13 protein-coding genes and 1 rRNA gene are annotated in these 17,513 nt (G+C 44.6%); 12 read left to right on the top strand and 2 right to left on the bottom strand.

All coding sequences use genetic code 11. The annotated features are described in order from the left end of the window. Positions 1–151 precede the first annotated feature (151 nt). On the bottom strand, positions 152–598 hold the full coding sequence (locus tag UQ64_RS23700) for an HTH domain-containing protein (protein ID WP_060625863.1): 447 nt from the start codon (positions 596–598) through the stop codon (positions 152–154). A gap of 174 nt (positions 599–772) precedes the next feature. On the opposite strand from UQ64_RS23700, the gene UQ64_RS23695 reads away from it, so the two are divergent. From UQ64_RS23695 to UQ64_RS23645, 11 genes are all read left to right on the top strand, one after another. Further along, a complete protein-coding gene (locus UQ64_RS23695) occupies positions 773–1,795 on the top strand; it encodes a glycosyltransferase family 2 protein (RefSeq protein ID WP_060625862.1) in 1,023 nt (340 codons plus the stop codon). Between the two features lie 157 nt (positions 1,796–1,952). Further along, the gene (locus UQ64_RS23690) at positions 1,953–2,852 is read left to right on the top strand and encodes a glycosyltransferase family 2 protein (protein ID WP_060626340.1); all 900 of its coding nucleotides are present in this window, start codon (positions 1,953–1,955) and stop codon (positions 2,850–2,852) included. Further along, on the top strand, positions 2,849–4,255 hold the full coding sequence (locus UQ64_RS23685) for an undecaprenyl-phosphate glucose phosphotransferase (protein ID WP_060625861.1): 1,407 nt from the start codon (positions 2,849–2,851) through the stop codon (positions 4,253–4,255). Before UQ64_RS23690 ends, UQ64_RS23685 begins: the two co-directional genes overlap by 4 nt. 108 nt (positions 4,256–4,363) lie before the next feature. Next, the gene (locus tag UQ64_RS23680) at positions 4,364–5,230 is read left to right on the top strand and encodes a phosphatidylinositol-specific phospholipase C/glycerophosphodiester phosphodiesterase family protein (protein ID WP_060625860.1); all 867 of its coding nucleotides are present in this window, start codon (positions 4,364–4,366) and stop codon (positions 5,228–5,230) included. 229 nt (positions 5,231–5,459) lie between these two features. Beyond that, entirely contained in the window at positions 5,460–6,179 is a 720-nt protein-coding gene (pcrB, locus tag UQ64_RS23675) for a heptaprenylglyceryl phosphate synthase (RefSeq protein WP_425339616.1), read from the top strand. Between the two features lie 531 nt (positions 6,180–6,710). Continuing rightward, entirely contained in the window at positions 6,711–9,050 is a 2,340-nt protein-coding gene (gene pcrA, locus UQ64_RS23670; protein ID WP_060625858.1) for a DNA helicase PcrA, read from the top strand. 78 nt (positions 9,051–9,128) lie between these two features. Further along, positions 9,129–11,141, top strand: a complete 2,013-nt coding sequence (ligA, locus tag UQ64_RS23665; RefSeq protein WP_060625857.1) for an NAD-dependent DNA ligase LigA — start codon at positions 9,129–9,131, stop codon at positions 11,139–11,141. A 202-nt stretch (positions 11,142–11,343) separates the two neighbouring features. Next, positions 11,344–12,051, top strand: a complete 708-nt coding sequence (locus UQ64_RS23660) for a response regulator transcription factor (RefSeq protein ID WP_060625856.1) — start codon at positions 11,344–11,346, stop codon at positions 12,049–12,051. Between the two features lie 19 nt (positions 12,052–12,070). Beyond that, positions 12,071–13,183, top strand: a complete 1,113-nt coding sequence (locus tag UQ64_RS23655; protein WP_060625855.1) for a sensor histidine kinase — start codon at positions 12,071–12,073, stop codon at positions 13,181–13,183. Positions 13,184–13,247: 64 nt separating this feature from the next. Next, on the top strand, positions 13,248–13,850 hold the full coding sequence (locus tag UQ64_RS23650) for a hypothetical protein (RefSeq protein ID WP_060625854.1): 603 nt from the start codon (positions 13,248–13,250) through the stop codon (positions 13,848–13,850). After that, on the top strand, positions 13,847–15,754 hold the full coding sequence (locus tag UQ64_RS23645; protein ID WP_245238197.1) for a transglycosylase domain-containing protein: 1,908 nt from the start codon (positions 13,847–13,849) through the stop codon (positions 15,752–15,754). Before UQ64_RS23650 ends, UQ64_RS23645 begins: the two co-directional genes overlap by 4 nt. Before the next feature lie 22 nt (positions 15,755–15,776). Here UQ64_RS23645 and UQ64_RS23640 read toward each other — a convergent pair whose 3' ends face one another. Next, positions 15,777–17,033 (bottom strand): MFS transporter, encoded by a 1,257-nt coding sequence (locus tag UQ64_RS23640; protein WP_060625853.1) that lies wholly within the window; start codon positions 17,031–17,033, stop codon positions 15,777–15,779. Between the two features lie 415 nt (positions 17,034–17,448). Here UQ64_RS23640 and UQ64_RS23635 point away from each other — a divergent pair. Beyond that, positions 17,449–17,513 (top strand): 16S ribosomal RNA (locus tag UQ64_RS23635); the annotation flags it as partial.

Here is a 17,513-nt window from a genome sequence, read left to right as displayed (position 1 = left end):
TCCTCTCGCAACTGTCTGGCTTCCTCAGCGGCTTGCCAACGGTAATATCCGCTTAAGCTCACACTAGCTAGCTTACACAAATAACGCGTCATTCGCTGCAGACCGTGCTTACGTATCGTTTGGTTAATAATTTCGTAGCGCTCGGAGGGGGTCAATGTTTCCTCTGCATCTTCTGCTTTTCGAGCGCCTCCAGCTTTTTTAAGAAGTCGTTCTCCATCTCCAGAAGTTTGATTCGTACTTCTGCACGTTTTAACTTTTCCTCGGTAGAAAGTTCCCCTGCCGGTCGTCTGCCCGGGGATCCTTTTCCTCGTTGTTCCTCTAATAGTCCAACCTCTCCCATAGCATTGTACGTATTACGCCAACGGGTTAGGCAATGCTTAGGCTTCTTGCGACCGATAATATCTACGTTAAATCCCGCGCTAAGGAAGATCTCCATTGGGGCTTGGCCTTCCTTATAGGCCTTAACCGCAGCCAACTTAAACGTTGGTGAATAGGTAATACTCTTTTCCGTCACGTTCTCTACATTTGGATTGTTCTCTAGTTGTTTGATCTCATTTTCGTTGAATATCCTTGAGCTTTCTCTTGTTTTGTTATTCATGAAGGCTTCCTCCGTTATTTCGATTAAAACACAAAATGACCCGTAAGGGGTCACTTTTTTCAAAGTTTCCATCTTACGGGTCACAGTTCATACGCGATGCGGGAGTTTTTTTAATAAGCTATAATAAGAAAGAAGTAGGCAATTAACACGAAATATACAAAGTCGAGGATACCCATGAATAACAAAACAGTTAGTGTACATATCGTTACCTACAATAGTGCGGATGACATCATAGATTGCTTAGAGGCAGTAATGGCACAGGATTATCCTATTGAGAAAATTGTCGTTGTAGACAATGCATCTTCTGATGGTTGTGCTGAGAGAGTGAAAACTTTCCACAACACAATCCCTAAAACTTCTCCAACTCATTCACTTGAGGATATTGATCCGCCAAATATACCAAAGAATGAGGAAATACCCACTAACCTAATACTCATCCAAAATCAAAAAAACATTGGCTTCGCCCCAGCCCACAACAAGGCTATTGCTGCTACGGAAACAGATTACATACTAGTCCTTAATCCGGATTTGACGCTGGCTCCAGACTATTTATCCAGACTGATCAAACGGATGGAGGAGAATCCGTTAATCGGCAGCGCCACAGGCAAGCTTTTGCTGAAGGCGGATCATGGGCTGGTAGACAGCACAGGTCTCCGAATGAACAGAGCACGCCGTGCATTTGATCGCGGTGCGGGTGAGCCAGCTGACCAATGGACACAATCTGGTCTTGTATTCGGTGTATCTGGAGCGGCTGCGATATATTCTCGGCGAATGATCAACGACATAAGTGTTGATGGCGAGTTTTTTGATGCAGACTTTTTTGCCTATAAGGAAGATGTGGATGTGGCTTGGAGGGCGGAGTTATTCGGCTGGCAGGGATATTATGATGCTGAGGCGATCGGGTATCACGAACGTGGCTGGAAAACGTCTGGTCGTAACACTAAGCCGTTGTTCATCCGACGAATATCTTACATTAACCGCTACAAAATGATCTACAAGAATGAACCGACTCGAACTATGCTGAAGACAATCTTCATTTCTCTCCCCTATGAAATTGCAGCTCATGGTTATATGCTTCTGAGAGAGCCACAGTTAATTACAGCGTGGAAGTCCTTTTTCACTCAGCTCCCTGCGCTAAAAAAGAAGCGAGAGTATATACAAGCCACGATAAAAGAGAGAAAGAAACTAAAAAACTAAACTAAATATGGAAAAACCTCCCTGAAACGTCACCTCCTCTCAGGGAGGTTTTATGTTATAATTATTGTCGGTAGATTACTATATTTGTCAGGAGCGTTACGCAGTGAATGTAGATGTAAGTATACTTATTGTTAATTACAACACAATTCGCCTGACGATGGATTGTCTCAGGTCGGTGTATGAATCAGAAACGAACTATTCCTATGAGATTATTTTAATAGACAACAATTCCCATGATGATTCGGTAGAGAAGATTAGTAGAGAGTTTCCAGGTGTAATGTTGGTCGCAAATAACGACAATGTCGGTTTTGCCCGTGCTAATAATCAGGGGATGGAAGCTTCATCCGGACGGTATGTGCTGCTGCTCAATTCAGATACGGTGGTACGTAAGGATACGCTAGAGACGATGATCTCCTTTATGGACAGTCGGCCTGATGTAGGAGCGTCAGGGTGCAAGATTATTTTACCGGATGGCTCGCTAGATAAAGCTTGCAAGCGGGGGTTTCCTACACCGTCAGCTTCCTTCTATTATGCTTTTGGATTTAGTAAGCTATTTCCGGATCGTCCAAGGTTTAATGGTTACCAGTTAGGTTATCTGGATCCAGATCTTGATTACCCGATAGATTGTTTGGTTGGTGCGTTTATGCTACTGCGGCGAAAGACGATAGACCAGGTTGGTGGATTAGATGAAGAGTTCTTTATGTACGGTGAGGATTTAGATTGGTGTTATCGTATTAAAGAGGCTGGCTGGGGGATTTATTATTATCCGAAGACCTCTATCGTACATCTTAAAGGCGGCAGCGCCAGACGTAGACCGTTTAAGATCGTCTATGAATTCCACCGAGCAATGATTTTATTTCATCGTAAGCATTATAGTAAGAAGTACAACAGTATGATAAATGGAACAGTATATGCCGGCGTAGGTGTGAAGTTCGCACTTTCGCTTTTGCGGAATGCATTAACTTCCCCTAAAACGGTCCCATCACCTGCTCAGAGCCTTAACTCCGCTAATGAAACAGTTGTACGTAACGAAAAGAATACTGAGGTGAATTTATGATTCGGCGTAATCAGAAATTTTTGACACAGCTCTATATGGTTGCTGACTTTATTGTCATCCAGATCTCTTTTTTAGCGGCTTGGTGGCTTAAGTTTAAAAGTGGATGGATGGAGTTTGAAAATCCGTTGCCTGTAGAGTCGTACGCTTACTGGAGTGTGATTTATGGCGGAATAGCAGTGCTAATCGGTATATTGCTGTCACTGTATTTGCCTAAGCGTAAGAAACGTTTTGTCGATGAATTTATTAAGATTTTTCAAGTGCATATCATGAGCATTTTCATTCTGCTCGGTCTGATGTTCTTCGTGAAAGAAATTGATATTTCTCGTTCTTACCTTGCTATTTATATGGGATTTAACGTTCTTTCTATTATGCTATACCGTTATGTGCTGAAGAAGATGCTTAAATCTTTTCGCGAAAAAGGCTTTAACCGACAGTTCGTACTTATCATCGGTGCAGGTACGCTAGGCAAAAGATTCTATAATAATCTAGAGCAATACCCTGAGCTCGGGTACGAAGCGATTGGTTTCCTGGATGACTATCATACATGGGATGGAATTGAGGAACAACGATATAAACCGATTCTAGGAACGGTTGATCAGTTGTCTGGGATGCTAGAGATGCTGCCTGTGGATGAGGTTATACTTGCGCTGCCACTTGATGCGCATTCGAAGTATCCTTCAATTATTGCGGCCTGTGAAAAAGCAGGTGTACGTACATTGATTATCCCTGACTTTTTCGACTACTTACCAGCCCGCCCTTACTTTGATAACTTTGCAGGCATGCCAATGATTAATGTTCGTGATATTCCACTAGATATGACGGGTAATAAGATGGCAAAACGATTGTTTGATATTGTGTTCTCTTTGTTTGCAATTATTATGATCTCTCCTGTAATGCTTATCGTGGCGCTTGGTGTCCGACTGACCTCTCCGGGACCGATTATATTCCGGCAGGAACGTGTGGGACTTAATCGGCGTAATTTTATGATGTATAAGTTCCGCTCCATGAAGATGCAGCAGGATGGTGAAGAGGATACAGGCTGGAGTACGCGGGAAGATCCTCGTAGAACCAGATTTGGGACCTTTATCCGTAAGACAAGTCTAGATGAGCTTCCGCAATTTTTTAATGTGTTGCTGGGACATATGAGTGTGGTGGGACCTCGACCAGAACGACCATTTTATGTGGAACAGTTCCGTGATGAAATTCCAAAGTATATGGTTAAGCACCATGTACGCCCTGGAATTACAGGTTGGGCTCAGAGTAACGGACTCCGCGGGGACACTTCCATCGAGGAGCGGATCAAACACGATATTTTCTACATCGAGAACTGGTCTTTACTGTTCGACATTCGAATTATTTTCAAAACGATTCGCAACGGCTTCGTCAACAAAAACGCATATTGAGACTTGCACTTATTTAGATTTGTAAAATTTAAATAATACCCCGTTTTGCCACTGGCAGAGCGGGGTATTAATTTTCTAATCTAAACTTTGCAAAGGAAACTCTCAACTATGAAAAAGAAAAAGATTATTGCAACTGTTGTAATGATTGTCGCACTAATAATGATTCTTGTAATAACCTTGAATAAAGAGGAAGAGCAGCCTGCGAGCGGCTTTGAAGCGCACAAGGTCGTTGCACATGCCATGGGGGGAATTAACGGCTATACGTATACCAATGCATGGGAGGCGTTTGTCGCTAACTATGAACGGGGAACTCGCGTATTTGAAGTTGATTTTTTGTTATCGAAGGATGATCAGTTGGTTGCTCGGCATGAATGGACAAGCAATATGAGCAAGCTTTTAGGGCAGTTGGAGGTTCTCCCTGCTAATAAACAGGGTGTTGTACTAGATTACGAGGAATTTATGGACAGCCCCATCCTGAATATATACTCTCCGCTTGATATTGAGAAGGTGCTTGATCTATTGCAGAATTATCCCGATGCTTATATCGTTACGGATACCAAAGAAATCCAACCGGAACTTATAGAGAAGCAATTTACATTGCTGAGCGAAGCGGCGATGCGTCGGGATCCAACATTGTTGAACCGGATTGTTCCACAGATCTACAATCAGACGATGCTTGATGAGATCAATAAGATGTATTCTTTTCCGGAAGTGCTTTACACCCTGTACCAGTCCAAGGATACAGATGAACAAGTTATTGAGTTTGTTAAAAAAACAGGTGTGGATATTACCATGCCAGTTAGCCGAGCGACCAAGAGCTTTGTTAAAAAGCTGAAGAAGGCTGGAGCTCGTGTGTATGTTCATCCAGTAAATGAAGATGAGGAAATTCGGGAGCTGTCCCGTATGGGCGTGGATGGTTTCTATACTGATTTTGTGCCCGAACAGGATTTGATTAACATAACAGGTTTACGGTGAAGTCTTAGACTACTTATTAGCATTAATATGTCCCCACAAAGTGGTGCTTTCCCTAGATGCGTATTCAGGTACTTTGCGTGGTGCCCCCAAACTTAAATACGAAAAAATGTTCGCATTTTTGTTCGCTTTAAATTGACACACCTGCTGTGCTGGCATAGACTAGATCTATATCTTTTGCGGCGGCAGGAGTGTCTTTGTCTTGCCTAAATGACTATTAAGGATGATTCTCATGAAATCTGTGCAGCAAATGATTAAACCTTGGCGGCATGTGTTTAAGCTGGATCCAGACCGGATGATTTCGGATGAGGATTTGGAGGCCGTTTGCTTATCTGGCACGGATGCCATACTGATAGGGGGCTCTACAGGAGTAACCTATGAGAATACAGTGGATCTCTTATCAAGAGTAAGAGGGTTTGAGTTACCCTGTGCACTAGAGGTATCCGAACTTGAAGCTGCTGTGCCCGGATTTGATCTTTATATGATCCCTATGGTACTTAATACACCTGATCCAGCATGGATTGTAGGCCATCATCGCCGAGCTATTGAACGCTATGGATTTATGATTCCATGGGATTCTCTCCTAACGGAAGGTTATATTGTGCTGAATAGTGACTCTTCCGTTGCACGGATTACAGGGGCTGAGACGGCCATCGATGCTGAAGAAGCGGCTGCTTATGCCCAGGTTGCGGACAGGCTGATGTCACTGCCGATTGTTTATCTTGAATACAGTGGTAGGTTCGGGGATATGGAGACCGTGCGGACAGTGCGCGAAATGGTGGAGCAAGCCCAACTTTTTTATGGTGGGGGCATTACTTGTGAGGTGGAAGCCGAGCAGGCAGCAGCTCTTTGTGATACAGTAGTGGTCGGCAATATTATTTATAGTGATGTACAGCAGGCACTGCTAACAGTTGCGGCTGTGAAAAAGACAGTACAAGAGCAATTAGATTAAAATATAAGAAAGTATAAGTTTCAAGTTATACATTATCCTTATATTTTTCGCTTAAACACTTACCTTCCTTATAAAGACGCCAAAGGCCGTTTATGCTTAGTGGTTAGTTTTAGGACTACTTAAGATGGTTCAATCTAAAAATTAGAGGTTGACTTGAGTGCGGACAGAGCGTAGGGCCCTCCGGGATTCTGGAGAAACGCCAGTGGTCGTAAGAACCCTCCGATCCGTAGCGGCTTGTACATGAACGGTCAACCGCTATATAAGTTGAACTTTAAAAAATTCTAAAAGGGAAAAGTGACGGAGGGGAAGTTTGGAACTGTAGGAGCGATAGCGACCGCCTTTGTCACCGGATTTCAACCGTGAAACTCGGTATATAATCAAAGAAATCTGGTGACAACAGCGGCCGGAAGTCCAAACATTCCCCGCAGTCACGCACTTACCTTAATAGAAAAATCTCAAGTTCAACGTATATAATTTTGGTTTTGAGCGCTTAAGTTTCGAATTTTATATTTAGAAAGGAGCATGTTACACATGCAACTTATTAGCATACAAGATGCAGTAAGTCGACTGAATCCTCCACAAAGACAGGCTGTCGAAACTACTGAAGGACCACTTTTGATTATGGCTGGTGCGGGCAGTGGGAAGACGAGAGTGTTGACTCATAGAATTGCCTGGCTGATTGCCAATCGAAAGGCGCCACCTTGGGCGATTTTGGCGATTACGTTTACGAATAAAGCCGCGCGGGAAATGCAGGAACGTGTATCTAAGCTTGTCGGACCTGAGGGAAGAGATATTTGGGTATCTACCTTTCACTCTATGTGTGTTCGAATTTTGCGGAAGGATATCGAGCGGATTGGTTTTACCTCCAACTTCTCCATTCTGGACTCTACAGATCAGCTATCCGTAATACGTAACTGTATGAAGGAACTGAATATTGATACGAAGAAATTCGAACCAAAAGCTGTGCAGGCCATCATTAGCGCATCCAAGAATGAACTGATCACTCCGGCACAGTATGAGCAGAAGGTTGGCGATTATTTTGAAGGCTTAGTTGCAAAGGTATATAAGATGTATCAAAGGCGTCTAAGAAGCAATAACTCGCTTGATTTTGATGATTTGATTATGAAGACGATCGAACTGTTTAAGGAAGTTCCAGAGGTACTTGATTTCTACCAAAAGAAATTCAAATACATCCACGTGGATGAGTATCAGGATACGAACAGAGCGCAGTACATGTTATGCCGCATGTTAGCTGACAGCCACCACCGGATTTGTGTGGTAGGGGATAGTGACCAGTCCATTTATCGCTGGCGCGGAGCGGATATTACGAACATTCTTAATTTTGAAGAGGACTATCCAGAAGCGAAAACCATTCTTCTAGAGCAGAACTACCGTTCAACAGCTAATATCCTGAATGCAGCCAATGGTGTGATCGCACTCAATAGTGGACGTAAGCCGAAGAAGCTGTGGACCGATTCCGAGGAAGGTGCAAAGATTAAAGTGTACCGGGCGGACTCCGAGCATGATGAAGGTTACTTTGTAACCGGAGAAATCAGCAAAAATGTGAAACAGGGTCAAGCCTACCAGAATCATGCGATACTGTATCGTACGAATGCCCAGTCACGGGTAATCGAGGAAATTCTAATTAAATCTGATATTCCGTATCAAATCGTAGGCGGGATTAAGTTCTATGATCGTAAAGAAATAAAGGATCTGCTCGCGTATTTACGCCTGTTGTCTAACCCAGATGATGATATCAGCCTGACGCGTATTATTAATGTACCTAAGCGGGGATTAGGGGATACAACGGTTGGTAAGCTGGCAGCTGCGGCTGGTGAACGTGGTGTTTCTATTTTCCGCGTACTGCAAACTGTTGATGATTTGGGCTTTGCTGGGCGGACGAGGAATATGCTAGTAGAGTTCTACGATATGATTGAAGCTCTGCACCGTATGGTGGAGTTCTTGTCCGTAACCGAACTGACGGAAAAAATACTGGAGATGTCGCAGTACCGTTTGGAGCTGCAAAATGAAAACACACTCGAATCACGCTCACGCTTAGAGAACATCGATGAGTTCCTGTCCGTGACGATGGAGTTTGAAAAGAATAACGAGGACAAGTCGCTCGTCTCCTTCCTCACAGATCTTGCACTTATCGCAGATATTGATAGTGTGAATGATGATGAAGAGGACCGTAGTGACGCTGTAGTCCTGATGACGATGCACAGCGCCAAAGGTCTGGAGTTCCCAACGGTATTTATTGTTGGGATGGAAGAAGGCGTGTTCCCGCACAGCCGAGCCTTCCAAGACAACGATGAGCTCGAAGAGGAACGCCGGCTTGCGTATGTAGGGATCACCCGGGCCGAGAAACAGTTGTTTCTCTCTTGCGCGCGGATGCGTACGCTCTTTGGGCGGACGACGGCGAATCAGCCGTCCCGCTTCATTGAAGAGATTCCGGAGGATTTGAAGGAAGATACCGCTAAGACGCAGGACCGCTTCCAACGCGGAGGCTCGGAGGTAGGCGGTGCTTACGGCGGACGCGGCTTCAGTGGCGGCAGTCGTGGGAACTTCGGCGGCCGAAGTGGAGCCGCTGGTGCGGTGCCGATTGGCAGCGGAAGCACAGCGTCAGCAGCGACAAGCAAGAGCAGCGTGACCGTAACCTCCGGAGGCGCTCAGCGTGCTACTGGATCAGGCGCTGCAGCAGCTGGCGAATACAAAGCGGGCGACAAGGTTTCCCACGGCAAATGGGGCACTGGCACCGTTGTGGCCGTGAAGGGCACCGGAAATGACACGGAGCTGCAGATTGCTTTTCCGGCACCAGTAGGTGTAAAACGACTGCTTGCAGGGTTTGCACCGATTACCAAGGTGGAATAATAGTAGGAAACGATTAACGAACGGATATTTAGATCACGCTAACCATTAGGAAACTTATTGACGGAGGGATGTACCTGCATGGATGCTATGCATGTGATGGAAGAGCTTGTTGCGGAGTTAAATAATTATAATTACCACTATTATACGCTGGATGCTCCGCTAGTCAGCGATAAGGAATACGATGTTTTATACGACAAGCTTGTAGCACTGGAGGCTGAGAGTGGCTTTGTACTACCGGATTCACCTACACAACGTGTAGGTGGAGAGCTGCTTAAGGGCTTCACGCCGCATCGGCATCTGGCACCGCTTTGGAGTCTCGATAAAGCACAGAATATTGAACAGCTGCGGAGCTGGAATGCTCGGGTACTTCGCTTAGTGAATGAGTACAATCTTAAGAATCCAGACAACCCTCTTCCTGCTCCTTGTTATGCAGTAGAGCTGAAGTTCGATGGCTTAACGCTGAATCTAACCTATCGAAATGGCGTTCTTAAACAGGCATCGACGCGTGGTAATGGTGTAGTTGGTGAAGGAATACTTGCACAGGTGAAGACCATCAAGTCTGTTCCTTTAACGATTCCTTTTAAGGACGGTGTTATTGAGGTACAAGGTGAAGGGATTATGAATCTGTCTGTGCTAGCTGATTATAATACACGGGCTGCAGAGCCGCTGAAGAATGCGCGTAATGCGGCGGCAGGTGCGCTGCGCAATCTAAATCCGAAGACTACTGCAGAACGTCGTTTGAATGCTTATTTCTATAATGTAGGTTTTGGAGAAGGTGTAGAGTTCGCCGATCATCAGGAGATGATGGATTTTCTGCGGAATAACAAATTCAAAGTAAATCCTTATCTGACTTACTGTAATGATTTCGATGATGTGACTGAGCAGCTTGCCGGAATCGAGGAGAGTCGTTCAAGTCTTGATTACCTCATTGATGGAGCCGTGATCAAGGTGACGGATTTCCGTATTCGTGAAGTTCTTGGTTACACTGACAAGTTCCCCCGCTGGGCAGTGGCTTATAAATTTGAGGCTGAAGAAACAACGACCGTGCTTGAGTCTGTTAGCTGGAATGTAGGACGTACAGGTAAAGTCACTCCGCTGGCTCGTGTTGAAGCCGTAGAGCTTGCTGGAGTTACCGTACAGAATTGTACCTTGAATAATGTGGGCGATATTGAGCGCAAAAACTTGAAATTCGCCTTAGGCTCACGAGTGTTTATCCGGCGTTCTAATGATGTTATCCCGGAAATTCTCGGCAAGGTTACAGAAGAGAATGACGGAGGAGAAATTATTTTCCCTGAGGATTGCCCGGCTTGCGGATTTCCGCTAGAAATGCGCGGTGCGCATCTTTTCTGTAATAATAAGCTGAACTGTAGACCGCAAATTATTAGTCGGATCACTCATTTCGCTTCGCGTGATGCGATGGATATTGAGACGTTTAGTGAGAAGACGGCAGGTCAGCTCTACGACGAGCTTAATGTTCATGACTCTGCAGATCTGTATGAGTTGTCCTTTGAGCAGCTTGTACAGCTGAACCGTTTTGGAGAGAGAAAAGCACAGAATTTGCTGCAAGCGTTAGAAGATAGCAAAGGGCGCGATCTCGCCTCATTCCTCTTTGCGTTAGGAATCCCTAATACAGGTAAAGCAACAACCAAGATGCTGGCAGATCATTTCCGCGATCTGGATGCTGTAATGCAGGCTAAAGCGGATGAACTTGCTGAGTTGCCAGACATTGGCGGGATTGTCGCCGAGAGCATTGTTAACTTCTTCGCAGATCCTGTAGTCGTGGCGAATGTTGCTCGGTTGCGCGCGCTTGGGGTTGAAGCAAAGGCTCCTGAAGCACCACGTCCTGTTAGTACAGATTCGTTCTTTAGTGGAAAAACGGTAGTGTTGACCGGTTCATTACAAAAGCTTACACGTGACGAGGCGGCTGAACGTCTGGAAGCACTCGGAGCCAAGGTATCTGGAAGTGTATCCAAAAAGACGGATTTGGTTATTGCCGGCGAGAAGGCAGGCAGCAAACTGGCTAAGGCGCAGCAGCTAGGCATTCAAGTCATTGAAGATGAAGATGAGCTGATTCGACTGCTGGGGATGTAAGCATATTTTTACTGAATTCTAAAAGGGTATCAGTTCCATTTCGTTTAAGTACGAGAGGAGCGGGTACCCTTTTTTTTGCGTAACCTACTTATTGTCATTCGATTTTAAGAACATGTTTCTATTTTCGAGGAAAATCGTGCGACTGATCTGCTAATATAGAAGCTATAGATATTATTACTATATTTGAAAGGAAACCCCTTCCGTGAAGAGAGAGACGATATTATTAGTAGATGATGAGAAGGAAATTGTAGAGCTGTTATCGATATACCTCTGTAATGAGGGCTATCGCCTGCTTAAAGCTTATGATGGGATGGAAGCGCTGGCGTGTCTCCAGAAGGAAGAAGTCGACCTGATTATTCTTGATGTCATGATGCCTAAGATGGATGGGCTAGTAGCATGTATGAAGATCCGTGAAGAGCGGAAGATGCCGATTATCATCCTTTCTGCCAAAAATACGGATATGGACAAAATCTCAGGACTCAGCATCGGAGCGGACGACTACGTGGGCAAGCCGTTTAATCCTCTGGAGATTGTGGCAAGAGTCAAGTCACAGCTGCGTCGTTATCACGCATTCAATAAAGATAGTAATAGCTTGGGGAGTGACAGCAAACTGAGTTTTGAAGATTTAACTATAGATACGTCTAAGCATGAGGTACATATAGACCAGCAGAAGATTAAGCTGACCCCGCGGGAATTTTCTATTTTAGAGCTTTTGGCAAGACACCAAGGTCAAGTGCTCAGCTTAGAGCAGATATACGATAAGGTGTGGAACGAACCATTTTTAGATGGGGGTAATACTGTTATGGTACATATTCGTAACCTCCGCGACAAAATCGAAGTGGATTCGAAGCGCCCCTGTTATATCCAAACCGTCTGGGGAGTTGGCTATAAATTAGACGGACCTTCCTGAAAGGATTAGGTGAGGCTTCTTGAATTCCAAATATATAACTACGATTCGTTGGAAGTTTATATACGCCTTTTTGCTTAGTGTGCTTTCCGGTGGATTACTGCTGTTTGCAGGCTACCAGCTCGTTAATTTCATGATCTATCTGAATCCGACGTCAGAGTCGGCTCCCTATTCACGTATCTTACGCTGGATCATTAATCATATTGGCTCTATGCCACTGCTGACCGCAGCTGGTATTATCAGCTTTCTGCTGTTCTTTTTTATCTATACTCGTAAAGTAGTACTGTATCTGGAGGAGATCACCAAAGGGATTCGGGAAATCACAAGCTCCGGGATGTCGCACCGAATTGAAGTCAGAACCACGGACGAGCTGGGAGTGCTGGCTGAGAATATTAATGAAATGGCTGAACGTCTGCAGCACTCCGTGGAAGAGGAACGTAAAGCTGTGAATGCAAAAAATGACTTGATCACGGGGGTCTCCCACGATTTACGAACCCCCCTTACCTCTGTCCTCGGTTTTCTGGAATATATCGAACAAGATCGATGCCAGGAAGAAGTAGAAATACGATATTACGTGAGCATAGCCTACAACAAATCCCTTGTTCTGCGTAAACTGATCGACGATCTTTTTGAATATACACGCGTGAATAGTGGGGAATACCCTCTGGTACTGGTGCGATTAGATTTAAAAGCATTTATACGGCAGTTAGCGGAGGAGTCAGTTCCCGAACTAACAAAGGCTGAAATGACCTATGAGATCGATGACCAAGCTGGTGAGTTATGGATAGAGGCTTCCCCTAAAGAATTAGTTCGTGCTTATGAAAATTTGATTACGAACGCAATCCGTTACGGTAGAAGCGGTGGAAAAGTGGAGATTGGTTTCAGTAAAAAGGGAAATGAAGCAGTTGTCCGCATTAGCAATTTTGGTGAGATGATTGCGGAGAGTGATATTCCGTTTATTTTTGAACGATTCTATCGGGCAGAGAAGTCTCGTTCACAGCATACAGGCGGTTCAGGCCTAGGTCTTGCCATTTCAAAAAGTATCATCGAACGCCACAATGGTGTTATTTATGTAGAAAGCTCCCCACTTCGAACGGATTTCATTACCTATTTCCCATTCTTCATAGATTCTTAAGAAAACTCTTGGCGGGTTCTTAAGATTTGGAAGATATCCTTGTGAGCACAAGGAGGGAATGACTATGCACAAACTTCGGACGGTTCGCATCCATTATCTTTATATTTTTATAGGGAGTGCTCTTTTGAGTGCTGCCTTTCTTTTTGCTGTCCAGCGGGCTATTGCTTTGCTATATTCTCATTATTCGGGGCAATCAGGCGTCTTTTTTGTTCGGCTTATTCACTGGGTTATTAATCATATTGGAAAAATTCCCTGTGCAATTGCTTTATTTGTTCTAATCTTCAGTGGGCTGTTTATTCTCCGTTCACAGAAAATTGCCGATGATTTGCATACGATATTGGTTGGGACCTCAGAGTTGGCAGACAAGGGAGCAACAAAAGAAATCAAGGTCCTCTCTGGAGGAGAATTGGGTCAAATCGCCGCTAACCTGAATCGCATGCAAAGAATTGAAGTTCCGAGTAGAGGCGTAGCAACAGAAACGATACAGGACACACCAGCTGTAGCTTTATTGATAAGAACTCGGGCAATTCTCCGTACTCTCCGTGAGGTAGAAGAGGCTGACAATACAGATGATGGGGCAGACGTTCAAGCACATCTTCTCGAAGCGGCGAATGTTGAAGCCCGTAGTATGGAGCGGTTTCTAGAGAACCTGATTATAGAATCATGAGTGCCGTTATCGAAAAAAAACAACGTGCAGCCCATTCAGATAAGGATGGCAGTGGGATCATGCGTACCCGGATACTCCGTCTGGGGTATTTATTATTTGATGGGAGTGTCATCGGAATAATAATAGCGCTCGTGGGTTTGCTTTACGTATTTCAATACGGCGGGCAAGTGGTTAAACAGCAAGAGGATAAACTTCAGCTACCGGAGTCGAGCATCATTAAGACCTCGGATGGGACGACATTACGGATGATCCCTTTACCGGGCTCTGGGTATAGACATAGAGCGGAGCTGGAGGAGATGTCTGCATTACTGATAAATACGTTTTTAGCAGTGGAGGACCGTCGTTTTTATAGCCATCAGGGAATAGATTACAAAGGGATTTCTCGCGCTTTTTTAAATAATATTGTGGATATGGATCTCTCCGAGGGTGGAAGTAGCATCACTCAGCAGCTTGCTCGCAATCTATATTTGAACAGGAACAAGAATGTAATACGCAAGCTAAACGAAGCATCCATTGCTCTTGCATTAGAGCGGCAGCTATCAAAACATGAAATTCTGGGGCTTTACCTCAATCAGATTTATATGGGACGAGGGCAATACGGCGTAAAAGCAGCTGCGGAGCGTTACTTCGGCGTAACTGATTTAAAAAAACTAGAAATATGGCAAATCGCCACCTTGGCGGGAATCCCTAAAGGACCGTCTATTTATAATCCGATAGACAATAGTACATTATCCAATACAAGAAGGAATCTCGTTCTGCAGATTATGTTAGATCAAGGACTGATCACTAAAGAACAAATGATTGAGGCCAGAGATAAAAAGTATCAGCCTCCCGCTGCGAACAAAGTAGAACTCATTGGCGTGCATTATGTGGATGCTACGCTTAAGGAAGCGGCTCAGATCACCGGGAAGTCTGTGGAGGAACTTCGAACGGGCGGATACACTATTGTTACAGGGTTGAACATTAAAGCACAGCAGGCGCTTGAGCAGGCCTTTCTTAAGGATTCTTTTTTTCCGCCCGACGGAAAAGATCAGCAGGTGGAAGCAGCTATGACCATAATGGATCATCGTACAGGTGAAGTAGTTGCACTGATTGGTGGGCGTGAACAAAATGAGGGGAGTCTGAACAGAGCTACAATTGATGCGCGGCAGCCAGGCTCCAGCTTCAAGCCGATCATTGACTATGGACCCGCACTAGAGAGCGGGAAGTATAGCCCGGATAGCATACTGTCTGATCGCAAATACGCTTATGGAACCTATGTACCTGAGAATTTGAATGGAGTGTACCAAGGTAAGATCACTATGAACACAGCGCTACAAAAATCCATAAATGCACCAGCCGTTTGGCTTTTGAAGCAGGTTGGAATCTCTTCCGCGCGGCAATTTGCAGCCAAATTAGGAATTGTACTGACGGAGGAGGACAATCATTTATCGATAGCTTTGGGAGGGCTTCATAACGGTGTATCTCCACTTAAAATGACACAAGCCTACAGCGTCTTTGCTAATGGCGGTAAATTCAATGAGGCTCATATGGTTCGCACGATAATGGATTCCAAGGGAAAAGTCGTGTACACACATCCCTCTGAATCACGACAGGTAATATCGCAGCGAACTGCAGACGCAATGACAAGTATGCTTCGTAATGTGGTTAATGAAGGAACAGGAAAAAAAGCACAAATGAACAGACCCGTAGCGGGGAAAACCGGAACGACCCAATTGGACCTGCCAGGTGTGAGCAAGAAAGCTAATCGGGATCTATGGTTTGTTGGTTATACTTCGGAATGGACAGCTGCAGTGTGGATGGGGTTTGATCGTACAAATAAGGATAATTATATGACAGAGGGCAGCGGGAAGGCTGCCGCTCTATTTTCTACAGTAATGAGTAAGGTGTTAAGTGGTTATTGATGTTTATTGGTGTTATTGAATTTTATTGAGCGGCCCATTCTTCAAGCTTCTCATCTCGAGGGAGCAGGAGGGCAAGGAAACCAAGAAGAGGAAGGAAGCCACAAGCTATAAACACTTTTGAAATACCTATGCTGTCAATCAGATTGCCGAGGACCAAGGAACCAATTCCGCCGAGCCCAAAAGCAAGACCAGTGATTAACCCTGAAACTGTTCCGATATTGCCTGGATAAAGCATCTGAGCATAGATTACAGTAACGGAGAAGCTGGACAAAAGGATGAAACCACCAATCAGCAGGAGTATAGCTGCCCACATTTGGTTCACAAAGGGTAGAGCCAGCGCAAAGGGCACTGTTCCGACCATAGAAAGAAGGATGAGATTACGCCGTCCGAAGCGGTCAGCTAGTGGGCCTCCGAAGAATGTACCGACAGCACCAGCTGCCAGATACATAAAAATATAGATTTGGGCCTTATCAAGCGTCATTTGGTATTTGTCCATTAAATAGAATGCGTAGTAACTGCCGATAGAAGCGCCGTACCAAGATCTTACAAAGACTAGGAACACAAGGATGATTGTTGCCGTTCGAATACTTTTGCGGCGGGCAGGATCGATTGCACGAGCTGTTGACTTCTTATGAAACGTATATCCTGCATCCAGCATCTCCCGATACCAGCGAGCGACATAGGTCTGGACGGCAATTCCGGCAGCCGCAACGATAGTGAAACCAAGAGCCCCGATCTGCCCAAAGGGAATGAATATCCATTTCGTGAGCATTGGTCCTAAAGATTGTCCGGCATTGCCGCCGACTTGAAAAATAGATTGCGAAAGACCTTTCCGCTGGCCAGCAGCCATATGAGCAACACGCATACCTTCCGGATGAAAGGTAGCAGATCCGAAGCCGATTAGCATGACGGAGAACAATACAAGGATATAGTTGTTGGCATAAGCCAATAAAAGTACGCCTAGAAATGTGCTGCACATACCCAGCGGTAACAATATAGGACGAGGCTTACGATCAGCCGCATACCCGATGACTGGCTGGATAACGGAGGACGTCATGTTTAGGGCAAAGGAGATCCACCCGATCTGAGCAAAGGAGAGCATTAAGTTATCTTTGAGAATAGGGAAGATTGCAGGGATGACTGCCTGAATAGAATCGTTAAATAAATGAACAAAGCTGACTGCCAGCAAAATTTTATAGATTGTTGCTTGCTGCAGATTACGCTGCTCCTTGTCCTTGGTGTTTGTTTGGGTCGCAGCAGTAGATGAATTGTTTTTCATTTAGGCTCCTCTCTGTACTTATTATTAGAAGTTAATATATGGGATTGCAATAAATTCTATTTAGCCATAAATCAAGGATTATTGGAATCAATTTGTGTTGGTTTGTGCTAGTTTGAAAGTATTTATTCGTAGATTATTTTTATTTCAAAAAAAGCTTGCAAATATATGAACAGCATGGTATATTATCTCTTGTGCTTATGACGCATCGAACAAATGAAACACAAACGATGAAGAAATAAGTTGACAAGAAATGCGACAATATGATATAATCAAATTCCTGTGCAAGAGACATTGAATGTCGAAATGCTAGGAGCAAGTTCTTTGAAAACTGAACAAATGGAACGCGTTAATTTTTAAAAAAGATTCATTTAATGAATCGTCAGTTTCAAAATGAGCATATCGCTCTTTTCAATACTAATTGGAGAGTTTGATCCTGGCTCAGGACGAACGCTGGCGGCGTGCCTAATACATGCAAGTCGA

The sequence above is a fragment of the Paenibacillus etheri genome, assembly GCF_001012825.1.
Taxonomy (GTDB): domain Bacteria; phylum Bacillota; class Bacilli; order Paenibacillales; family Paenibacillaceae; genus Paenibacillus_AQ; species Paenibacillus_AQ etheri.
Note: the sequence above shows the minus strand (reverse complement) of the source record. Positions and strands in the feature narration are given on the sequence as shown.